Origin of the sequence: Listeria costaricensis (assembly GCF_900183385.1) — a bacterium.
Taxonomy (GTDB): domain Bacteria; phylum Bacillota; class Bacilli; order Lactobacillales; family Listeriaceae; genus Listeria; species Listeria costaricensis.
Genome location: NZ_FXUT01000006.1, coordinates 262,259 through 273,890 on the forward strand (window position 1 = coordinate 262,259; position 11,632 = coordinate 273,890).

The 11,632-nt window shown below is 37.5% G+C and carries 6 protein-coding genes; all 6 read left to right on the plus strand.

Annotation, left to right across the window (positions count from 1 at the left end):
- The first annotated feature begins 11 nt into the window (after window positions 1-11).
- The 6 genes from pglX to CS921_RS06095 all read left to right on the plus strand — a co-directional run bounded on the left by pglX (window position 12) and on the right by CS921_RS06095 (window position 11,606).
- Window positions 12-3,569 carry a BREX-1 system adenine-specific DNA-methyltransferase PglX gene (gene pglX / locus CS921_RS06070; RefSeq protein WP_099222168.1) on the plus strand — a complete coding sequence of 1,186 codons (3,558 nt, stop codon included), beginning with the start codon at window positions 12-14 and terminating at the stop codon, window positions 3,567-3,569.
- Window positions 3,570-3,583: 14 nt separating this feature from the next.
- Complete coding sequence (pglZ, locus tag CS921_RS06075; protein WP_099222169.1) at window positions 3,584-6,016, plus strand: BREX-1 system phosphatase PglZ type A; 2,433 nt, start codon at window positions 3,584-3,586, stop codon at window positions 6,014-6,016.
- Between the two features lie 68 nt (window positions 6,017-6,084).
- Window positions 6,085-9,318 (plus strand): type II CRISPR RNA-guided endonuclease Cas9, encoded by a 3,234-nt coding sequence (cas9, locus tag CS921_RS06080; RefSeq protein ID WP_162921704.1) that lies wholly within the window; start codon window positions 6,085-6,087, stop codon window positions 9,316-9,318.
- Window positions 9,319-9,473: 155 nt separating this feature from the next.
- A complete protein-coding gene (gene cas1, locus CS921_RS06085; RefSeq protein WP_099222171.1) occupies window positions 9,474-10,376 on the plus strand; it encodes a type II CRISPR-associated endonuclease Cas1 in 903 nt (300 codons plus the stop codon).
- Window positions 10,377-10,389: 13 nt separating this feature from the next.
- On the plus strand, window positions 10,390-10,689 hold the full coding sequence (gene cas2 / locus CS921_RS06090) for a CRISPR-associated endonuclease Cas2 (RefSeq protein ID WP_276106971.1): 300 nt from the start codon (window positions 10,390-10,392) through the stop codon (window positions 10,687-10,689).
- On the plus strand, window positions 10,686-11,606 hold the full coding sequence (locus tag CS921_RS06095; RefSeq protein ID WP_099222173.1) for a hypothetical protein: 921 nt from the start codon (window positions 10,686-10,688) through the stop codon (window positions 11,604-11,606). The genes cas2 and CS921_RS06095 overlap by 4 nt, the downstream gene beginning before the upstream one ends.
- Window positions 11,607-11,632: the final 26 nt, after the last annotated feature.

Here is an 11,632-nt window from a genome sequence, read left to right on the forward strand (position 1 = left end):
TTTTATCAACTATGGATAAACAAGCAATCCGTAAATTTGCGGTTAGTGCGCGGGAAAAGCTTTTAATGGGAGTGAAATTGGAATTAAAAAGTCTGCAAATTACGGAAAACGGTCTGACAGAATTACCCAAAACGGGAGGTTATTATACCAGTAAGAAAGGAATTTTAAGTGAAGAAGAGCAAAAACAATATCAACTCTTAAAAAATAAGTACAGTTATTTAAAAAAGCAATATTCAGCAGAAGAAGTTTTCGAGCAATTGGCAGAAGAAACGGCCTATACATGGTTCAATCGATTGATAGCCATTCGATATATGGAACTTCAGAACTTATTACCCATTAAAAAGAGGCTGCTATCTTCCGTGAATCCCAAACAGATGTTGCCGGATGCCCTAGTTGAAATTGATGAATTGATGGAAGTACTCGCGCTCAATCCAGAAAAAGTCTGGGATTTGAAAGATAATAATCAGGATGCATTGCTTTTTCGCTATTTGTTTTTTAAACAATGTGAACAGCTAGGGGAAAAATTACCAAATGTTTTTCCAAATATTGAGGACATTCATGAATTGCTATTTTCGGAGAATCTGCTGCAAGAAATGGTCCAGCATTTGCTACAAGCAGAAATTCCAGTGGCCGATTTCCAAGAAGTTGAATTACTGGGCTGGCTTTTTCAATATTATAATGCAGGTCGAAAAGAGGAAGTTGGCGGCATGAAAAACCGTTCTGTTGAAAAGAAAAATCTTCCAGTCGTTACCCAACTTTTCACACCTAAATGGATTGTACGTTATCTGTTGGAAAACTCATTAGGTCGCATCTACTATAAATTAAATCCTAAAACAAAGCTGTTAGAAAATTGGTCTTATTTTATGAAGGTGCCACTGGAAAATATTCAAATTCCAGAGAGAATCAAAACATTGGAAGATATTAAACTGATTGATCCGGCATGCGGTTCAGGTCATATTCTCGTGCAAGCATTCGATATGCTATTTGATATGTATGAGGAAATGGGCTATCCAGCAGACAGCATTCCAAAAGAGATTTTAAGCCATAATCTATTTGGCCTTGAAATTGATCAGCGGGCGATGCAAATTTCACAATTGGTTTTATTCCTTAAAGTACTAGAAAACGATCGCCATTTCTTAAAAAAAGAGAGAAATATCAGTATCCAAGTATACGAATGGCAGGAGCCTAAATTTAAACTGTCTAGTGAAGCATTACATTACTTAACAACAGATGAGACAATCCATACAGCTATCCGCCAGCTGGAAGAAATGGCTGAAAATGCGAAACAATTTGGTTCATTGATGTGTTTTGATGAAAGTGAACTTCTTCAAAAAGCGTATCGACTCTGTTTAGAAAAAACGCAGGAACTAGAACTGGATATTTATAACGCAGCTTTACAAACGGAGCTTTCTGCTGAGCTTTTGCCGATCCTAGAACCAGCTATAGCGCTTGGAGAAAAATATGATTTAGTCATTACCAATCCACCGTATTTAAGGCAAACAAAATATGATCCAACGTTGAAAAAATTTATGAATCATTATTATGCGGAGACTAAAACGGACCTGTTTGCGGCATTTATCGAAAAAGGAATGCTCCTTTTAAATGATGCGGGCTATGTAGCAATGATGACCCCAAATACATGGATGTTTATTTCAACACATGAAAAATTAAGAAATCTTATATTAAATAAAATGAAGATTAGCGGACTAGTTCAGCTAAACCAATATGCTTTTTTTGAAGATGCCACAGTTTCTATATGTGCGTTTATTTTAAATAAAAGTAACGTTTCAATAAAAGGGACGTATATTCGATTAGAAGATTTTAAAGGCGCTGACTCTCAGCCGCAAAAACTGATTGAAGCAATTGCTCGTCCACAAGTTTATTATTCATTTGAAGTGGATGCATCAATTTTTAATAGCTTCCCTAACCGAACCATTGTCTATTGGGTAAGTGATAAAATACAAGAAATTTTTGCATCAGGAACAAAACTGAATGAACTAGCAGATCCGAAACAAGGATTAGCAACTGCAGATAACAATCGCTTTTTACGTCAATGGTTTGAAGTAAGTTTAGAGAACATTTCTTTTCAAGAGAACTCCCTTGCAACTGCAGAAAAATCTGGAAAAAGATGGTTTCCTTACAATAAGGGGGGGAAATTTGCCAAGTGGTATGGAAATAATGATTTTGTCGTGAACTGGGAGGCGAATGGGAAAGAAATTCGAGGTTTTGTAGATGCGAAAGGGAAGGCTCGTTCAGTCGTTAGGAATGCACAATACTATTTTTCACAATCGATATCGTGGTCAAAAATTTCCAGCGGCACCATTTCATTTCGTTACAAAGAAGCCGGTCATATCTTTGATGTAGCAGGAACCAGTATTTTTGGCGATGAGCAGACTCTTTTTTCACTATTAGGGTTTTTAAATACAAAAGTAGCGCAAAAACTAGTGTCCATCATCTCGCCCACTTTGAACTATGAGGTTGGACACATTGCCTCTTTGCCAATTAAACCATCTCTATGCAATCATCCGCGCATCCCTGAATTAGCTCGGGCTTGCTTCGAAATTGCCAAGCAAGACTGGGATTCATTTGAAATTTCGTGGGATTTTCAGACCCATCCATTTCTGCAATATCGACGGGGTGAAAATGATTTAGCCGCTATTTTTCAAAATTGGCAGCAAGTCACTGATGAAAGATATAGGAAAGTCAAACAGTACGAAGAAGAGCTAAATCGGCTCTGCATCCAAATTTATGACTTGCAAGATGAACTAACACCCGAAGTTCCAGAAAAAGAAATAACCATCAGAAAAGCAGATGAGAGTAGAGAAGTTCGCAGCTTTCTTTCTTATCTGATAGGGATATTATTGGGGAGATATGCTTTACATGATTCCGGCGTTTATTATGGAGGCGGTTCATTTGAAAAAGAGGCTTATCCAGATTTTCAACCAGATGAAGATAATATTATTCCCATAACCAGTGAACATTATTTTGAAGATGATATCATCACGCGGATAGAATATTTACTCGTTCATATATTTGGGGAAGAGCAGCTTGAGCAGAATCTAAGGTTTATAGCGGACGTGCTGGAATGTAAAAAGGGCGAAACTTCACGTGAAAGAGTGCGGCGTTATTTTCAAAAAGAATTCTACAAGGATCATCTGAAAACTTATCAAAATCGCCCCATTTATTGGCAATTCACTAGTGGGAAAAATAACGCTTTCCAATGTCTCTGTTATTTGCATCGCTATGAACCAGCCCTACTTGCCCGAATTAGAACAGATTATGCCCTGCCACTTTTAAATACACTTGAGAAATTACGGGATCTAGAAGAACAAATTTTGACTGATGAGCATACAAGCGGGCATGTAAAAGTGGCTGCTAAGCAAAAGAGTGCGGGCTATCTTAAACAAATGGACGAAATCATGCTGTATGCGCAGCTGCTGGATTATATGGCAAACCAGCACATCTCCATCTATTTAGATGATGGTGTTCTAGTGAATTATGCAAAGTTTCAGCAAATCGAGCTTCCTGGAACTAAAAAATTACGCATGAATTTACTAGAAAAAATCTAGAAAGGTGGGATCGCATGCTTCAACAAAAAATCAATGAACTTTTTCAACAACCATGTAAAAAAGGAATGAACCGTCATATTGCCTTTTGGTACGATCAGGATGGAGAGTATCAGGAACAAGCGGCTCAGCTTCTTTTACCCAATATCAAAGTTTTGCAAGTCAATGATCATAATTACTTTCAAACGCGCTACCTTATTGAGAAACAATTTTTAAATCAGCATATTCTTCTTTATTTTCCGTATGCGCAACCAGAACCTGAACAAAATATGCTGCTTGATTTGGAGCTTTATAGCCTGCGTTTTAAAACAGAACCGCTACAAGATTTTTATTCTGAGCATCAACTGGACAAAGTTTGGTTTGAAAAAAATTATCCACTTTTTTTGAACAGTACAAATCGGCAGCAGAAATTTTTGCAGATGCTGAAATTATTGCCGCATCATCGCCCTGAAGACATTGAAATGGCGATTCTAGCGGTACTTGCTCATTCAAAATGGCCGCATTTTTTCTCTATTTTATTGGCACTTTTTGAAAAAGAATCGCGCTGGATAGATGTTGAACGATTTGGGAATACGCGGCGTTTTTTCCACTATGCCGAACAGTATTTTGGATATGTGAGCGGGACGCCGAGTTTGCGCGATTTTATGACGACGCTATTAACGACTAATTTGATAAGCGAAATCCCTGCACTAACAGAAGTTTTTGAGAGCTTACCCAACAGCCACAATGCGCAAATTCTTGTTGAACAGTGGCAGAAACTTCCCGCCTATATCACTTTTATTGAGCAGGAAGAGTGGCTAAGTCAAGAAGCACGGAATCAACAAGCAGCGATCGATTGGTCAAAAGCAGATACATTTCCACTTTTTGACCAATTATTTTTAGAGAAAACGGCGAAACAGCTTGCAAAAGGTGGCCAAGACTTTCAAAACTATACATATCTTATTAAAGCAAGGCGGCTTTCTTGCTGGTATGGAAAGTTTAAGACGGAATATCAGACTTTGCAGGCAGCTATTCATTTTTTTCAATTGGCGGCTCGTTATCGCAGCATTCTTTTGCCAGTAGAAAAGAAGGCATTATGGAAATTTTATGCTGAGGACTACTATCAGATTGATCAAGCCTATCGCCTCTTTTACACGCATTATGAACGGCTGGGCAGCCCTTATCCTGAATTTGAAAAATTACAGGAAACCCTTGAAAATTCTTATCAAACGGTTTTATTGCAAAAATTGACCATCGCTTGGCAAAAAGCACTTTCTTCAATAGAAACAAAGCAAGTAGGAGCAGGAGAGCCACAACATGAATTTTATGCAAGTCATGTGAAGAAAACTTTACGTAAGCGAAAACGCGTCATCGTGGTGATCTCAGATGGACTCCGCTATGAAATTGGTCAAGAATTTGTTCAGCGGCTGCATGAAACAGGCCAGTTTACAGCTAGCCTTCAACCACTTGAAAGCGAGATTCCTTCCGTCACTGAATTCGGAATGGCAGCTCTTTTACCACACCAATCGATTGAATTGGACGCGCACACAAAGAAAGTACTTGTAGATGATCAGGTGATAAATGGAAGAGCGGCTCGTGAAAAGCAACTGCAGGTATATGAAGAAAAATCGATTGTGCTGACAGCCAAAGAGGTGCTACAAATGAAACGAGAGCAGCTTCGTGAAAAGGCGCGCGATCAAAAAATTATTTACATTTATCACAATAGTATTGACGCGATTGCAGATAAACAAATAACGGAAGAAAAAATATTTTGGGCAGTAGAAAAAGCAATGGAAGAAATGATCCAACTTCTTCAAAAGTTAAAGAGCAGTCTGAGTGCCAGCCATTTTATACTTACAGCTGATCATGGCTTTCTATATTCTAGAAAAGCGATTGGAGATGTTCATAAGATTGCACTACCTGAAAGCGGGCAAGGCAATCGCCGTTATTTCATTCATCCGGAAAAATTTTCACATGATGCGCTTTGGACTTACCCGCTTGGGACGGGGAATCTCTATATTCCAAAAGGCTTGGACCGTTTTTATCGAAAAGGCTCCGGTGCTGGCTATGTCCATGGTGGAAACAGTTTAGCTGAAATCATGATTCCGCTGATTAATATTGCAGTCCCAACCGTAAAACAGGAAATCAAATATACAGAAGTATCCCTTGTTACAGAAAGCTGCAAAATATTAAGCAAGCAAATTGACTTGCTGTTTCTGCAAAATGATCCAGTCGATTTATTTACGAAAGCCAATTTTATCGAGGCGGTTTTCAGAACCAAACGGGGGGAGATTATTTCCAACCAAGTCCGAATCATAGCTGACAGCACAGAGGAGCTTTTGGAGAAAAGACTATTTTTGGCCCATTTCATTTTCACAGAAAGGGAAGATTTTTATGAAGATGAATGCGATTTGTATATCAAAATGCAAGAAAAAGAATACAAAAAAGAATTTTGGCTAGAATTCTCATAAATTCAATGACAGCCTTTTCAAAGATGGCTATAATGGAGAGGTAGACCATAAAGAAAGAAGGCATCATGATGAGCAAACTAACGCTTGGCTTAGACATCGGAATCGCTTCGGTTGGCTGGGGCATCATTGACGATGAGACGGGAAATATTGTAGACGCAGGTGTACGCTTATTTGAAGAGGCGACGCGAAATGGGAATGAAGACAGACGCAGCTATCGGGGGACGAGGAGACTAATCCGACGCCGTCAGCACCGACTTGCACGTACTAGAGAATTACTAGACAAAGCGGGCTTTCCTTGTGAAGAAATCGGCAAAGTGGATCCATATCAGGCGAGATATGATGCGATTTACGGTCAAGTAACTGCTGAACGTTTAGCTGCAGCACTTTTCCATCTAGTCAAGCGGCGCGGTACGACGCTCGATGTTCCAGAAGACGATGCCAAAGAGGCGACGAGCGAACTTTCAACAAAGAAACAAATAAAAGAGAATGAAAAAAGGTTAGCTGACCGTTATATTTGCGAACTGCAGCTTGAACGAATAGCGAAGCAAGAAGTCGTGAGAAATCATGAAAATCGGTTCCGGACAGAATCCTATTTAAAGGAAGCGGAGGCTATTTTAGAAGCACAAGAAAAGCATTTTCCCATGATCACGGAGGCATTTAAGGAAGATTATTTAGCCTTGATTGAAACGCGACGGATGTATTATGAAGGACCTGGATCAGAAAAATCGCCAACACCCTATGGTCAGTATTCATATGGAAAGAATGGCGAGATCGAATATGTCACAATGATCAATAAGATGCGGGGGCGTTGTACATATTATCCAGATCAATTCAGAATTGCCAAAATGGCTTATACCGCAGAACTTTTCGGCTTACTGAACGATTTAAATAATATGTCGTTCCCCGATCCTGAAACGGGTGAAAAAGTAGGCTTTACGGAAGAGCAGAAGCGTGAAATCGTAGAAAAATATGTGCATGATCCAAAAGGCTCTAAGAACATTACGATGAAAATATTGATGAAAGTCACAGGCGTAACAGAAGAAATCGCTTTTCAAGGTCAACGTGTCAATTTGAAATCGGGAAAACCCATTTTTACAGAATTTAAAGGGTTAAAAGCTATACAAAAACTTTTAAAAGATGTCGAATTACCGGATGATTTTTATCGAAATGCAGATTTGCTGGATGAAATTGCCGATATTTTATCTTCTGAAAAAAGTTATCAGCGCCGGGAAAATCAACTGGCCACCCTATTCCAACAATATGACAATGAAGATATGACCGAAGTGATCGAAAGGCTAAAAGAAGATACCACCTTTAAGGAATATCATTCATTATCTAAAAAAGCCATTTTAGAGATTTTGCCAGAATTATGGGAAACAAATGATAACCAAATGCAGCTTTTTATCAAGCATGGCATGGATAAGTCTCGGCTAGAGATGCTGGAACGAGGATCCAAAATTCGATTTGATGATGAAGCCATTTTAAGCAGTGTAGCTAAGCGGGCACATCGGGAAACAATTAAAATTGTGAATGCTGTTCGTGAAAAGTATGGCGAGCTTGATTATGTTGTGGTAGAAATGGCACGTGAAAAAAATAGTGACGAAGCCAAGAAAAACTATCAAAACATGCAAAAAGCGCAAGGAAAATTTGAAAATGAAATGTGTAAATTACTAGGTGTCAAGAATTTGGCTGAATTGCATTTAAATGGAAAACAACATTTAGCCTTAAAACTCTGGAAGCAGCAGGATGGCAAGTGTATTTATTCAGGCAAGAGAATTGATCTGAATCAAATCATCCAGAATATGGGCATGTTGGAAATTGATCACATTATTCCGATCTCCATTTCCTATGACGATAGTCAAAAAAATAAAGTTCTTTGCTTAAAGGATGAAAATCAGAAAAAAGGTCAACGTTCGCCGTATCAATATATGATGAGCGGGAAAGCCAGCCGTGGTTTTGAAGAATTTAAACAGGATGTGATTCATCTTCCACTAGGAAAGCAAAAACGAAACTATTTGTTAGAAATGGAAGATATTGCCAATAATCCAGAATTAAGAAAGAGATTTATCAATCGAAATCTGGTAGACACACGTTATGCCATGCGTAGTTTTGCCAATACATTACGGACATTCTATTTAGTCAATGAAATCCCGACGAAAGTGATGTCTATTAATGGGCAAATGACCTCTGCCCTAAGAAGAAAAGCCAAATTGAATAAAGACCGGGATGCAGGACATAGCCATCATGCACTGGATGCGTTGATCGTAGCGGGTATAAGTCGTTTAGGATTATTGAGACAGTTGAAAGATTTTAAAATAGATGAGGCCGGAGAACTAGCAGCAGATGCTGAAAATAATGAGCTGTCTGTTAAAGAAGCTTTTGATGAAAAATCCATTCTTTTCTTTAAAAATCTGAAGAACTATGAAAGCAAAATCAAATACTCTCACAAAGTAGACCGAAAGCCAAACCGTTCCCTTAGCAATCAAACATTGTACTCCACACGAGAAAAAGATGGTGACAAATATGTTGTTGGCAAAGTGAAAAATATCTATGAACTTGATAAGAAAGGCTATGAGGCATTTAAGAAAAGAGTGGATAAGAATCCAGATAATTTCTTGATGGCGCAGCACGATCCAAAAACCTGGGCACTGATTCTTAAGGTAATGGAAGAACATAAGCACGCGGATAATCCGTTTCAGGACTATAAGAAGGAGCATGGCTATATTTTAAAAGATGGCAAAGTTCCTGTGAAAGCTTTGAAGTATTTGGATAAGAAATTAGGTGTCCACATATCATTAAAAAATAAATTTAAAGTGAGTAAAAATGATGTAGTGCTGTTAAGTAGAAATAGTATACGAGTAGATATTTACATGAATAAGGAAGGGGTGTATAAATATTTGGGAGTCCCTTATGTATGGTTTGAACAACAAGGCAGTAAATATGAACTAAATCAAGAATTTTATGTAGATGGGATGAAGGCGGCATTTAAGAAAATTGATAAGTCTTATGATTTTCAATTCAGTTTATATAAGAATGATCTAATAACTTATTACAAGGAAGAAGTTGATAGGGACACTAAAAATAGGAAATCTATAAGATATGAAAAACTTTTTAGAGGGGATAATAATCCACGACAAAATAAAATGGAAGTAGAGGATGTTGATAAAAAAAATTCAGAAAGACAGTTGCCAGCAATAAATCCATTGAAAAGCATTACCAAATACAATGTGGACATCCTAGGCAATAAATATCCAATCAAAAAAGAAGAATTTGTGACAACTTACACTTTACAAAAAGATTAAGGTGCGATATAATTAAGGAGAAGTAAGGACGCTTACTTCTCCTTAATACCATAGGTTAGCAGAACCTACCAAAATAAGGCTTAATGCCGAAATCGCCCCTTATCTAAGGGGCTTTTTTAATGCTTCCAAATAGGTATTAGAGGAGGAAAACAACTATGAGTTGGCGAATTGTTTATATTGAATCCGCAGACCAAATGAAACTTTACTTAGATAATCTAAAAGTTATTCGCGAAGAACAAGAAATTCTTATTCCACTTTCGGATATTCATACAATCATGATCGATAATCCTAAAACACTTATAACCGCTCGACTAATTAACAAACTTGCTGAATATCATATTTTAATTGTATTTTGTGATGAAAAACATTTACCGAATGTTTATGGGATTGCTCCACATGCTCATTATCAAAATTTTCGAGTTCTTGCACAACAAGTGAAGTGGAATGATGAAATCAAGGGGAGAATGTGGCAAAAAATTATTCAGACTAAAATCCTGAATCAGGCTTCTATTTTGGAATACATGCATAAGGATGATTTTGAAGTAAGGCGGTTGAAAAATATTGCAGGAGACGTAAGATTTGCTGATGAAACAAATCGTGAGGGCTATGCAGCCAGAATGTATTTTAATGCACTCTTTGGCGATGAATTTATTCGAGAACGGGATAGCTATGATGGCACTAATTCAGGCCTGAATTATGGCTATATTGTTCTCAGATCTTGTATTGCTCGTTCAGTTGTCGCACATGGCTTGCAACCGTCATTTGGAGTAGGGCATCATAATCAAAATAACGCATTTAATCTAGTGGACGATCTTATTGAGCCGTTTCGTCCAATGATTGATTTGTGGGTAAGCTTGATTTTAAGTCCAGATGAATTTTTAACAAAAGATAAGAAACAGAATCTCGTACATTTTATCACGACTAAAACGGTCGTCATTGGAAATCAAAAACAAACCGTGTTAAATGCGATTGACATTATTGTTCAAACGTTTATAAAAGCCATGAATAATAATGAGCCCGAATTGTTGGTTTGTCCGACCAATGTCATCGCCGTATAGATTTATGCGATTGATGTTATTTTTTGATTTACCAATGAATACAAAGCAAGAGCGGCGAACGTATACGAGATTTCGCAAATATTTGATTAATAATGGTTTTACAATGGTTCAATTTTCTGTTTACAGTAAGATTTTTCCTAATCGTTCTAGTCTTGACAGCTATTTGATTGGACTGAGGGCGAATATGCCGAAACAAGGTTCTGTTCGCGCGATGGCAGTGACGGAAAAACAGTATGGGAATATGATGATTTTAGTTGGTGGAAAATCAATTCAAGAAGAGAAGATTACTGATGACCCAATGGTGATTTTATGAGGGAGTGGACGATTCAAACTAAAAGTAGGAAATTTGTTCTTGCAGTGGATAAGGTTACGCAATTGTATGGAGAATTGCAAGATTGGCGTGAAATTATCGATGCGTTAGAAGCTTTCTTTAGTCGAAAATCACCAGATATTGTTATTTTTGAAGGAAATCAAGTAATGGTTCAGCAAGATTATGAGTTTTATTATATTGACAGGAATTTTGATTTAAAGAAGTTGTTAAAAGGAAGAGAAGAGCGCTTTTTAGATGAATTGATGCTTTCTCCCATTTATCGAGATTTTGTGGAAAGCTGGGAAATGTTGCAAGAAGAAGTTTCTTTTTTAGGGAAGGAAAAGTATCAGGAACTCTTACAGCTTATTGACTTAAGGAACTTTGAAAAAAATGATTTGAGGCGTTTCTTACAGTTTAAACATGAACAGACTGATATGATAAGACAGCTTGTTCTTCAAGGAGATATTCATAAAAAACAAATTTTTGTGTTGGATATCGCTAATAAATGGATGAATGAAGTAGAACTTTCCAAGTTTATTTTAGAGACCCAAAAACGAGGGATACTGGTTTTTCTAGTTGGAAAAGTGGAAATTGAGGGGACGATATCTAATGTTTTCTATCAGCAAAGTATTATAAATCGAATTAAGATGGAGAATGTTTATGAGAAAGTGCAGGAGAATATTCCTGTTTATTACCAAGAAGAAGATTGGGAGACGGCAAAAAATTGGTCTATAAGGGCTGTGGATAACTTCGGTGATGAAGGGGTGATTTTGACACTTTTTTCTGTGGATAACTTGGCTGTTTTTTTACTAGTATATTTCATTTTCATTTTTTGTGAGTGGCCCCTAACTGTTGATTTCCAAGGAGTTTCGGTGGACATGAGGAAGTATATTGATTCTATTGTTGTGGATAGGGTATAATGAAAATGGATTTTGGTACTCTGCTG

Coding starts and splice junctions, on each gene's coding strand:
- cas2 (WP_276106971.1), top strand. CDS start 10,390: ATGTTATTTTTTGATTTACCAATGAATACAAAGCAAGAGCGGCGAACG.
- pglX (WP_099222168.1), top strand. CDS start 12: ATGGATAAACAAGCAATCCGTAAATTTGCGGTTAGTGCGCGGGAAAAG.
- cas9 (WP_162921704.1), top strand. CDS start 6,085: ATGAGCAAACTAACGCTTGGCTTAGACATCGGAATCGCTTCGGTTGGC.
- CS921_RS06095 (WP_099222173.1), top strand. CDS start 10,686: ATGAGGGAGTGGACGATTCAAACTAAAAGTAGGAAATTTGTTCTTGCA.
- pglZ (WP_099222169.1), top strand. CDS start 3,584: ATGCTTCAACAAAAAATCAATGAACTTTTTCAACAACCATGTAAAAAA.
- cas1 (WP_099222171.1), top strand. CDS start 9,474: ATGAGTTGGCGAATTGTTTATATTGAATCCGCAGACCAAATGAAACTT.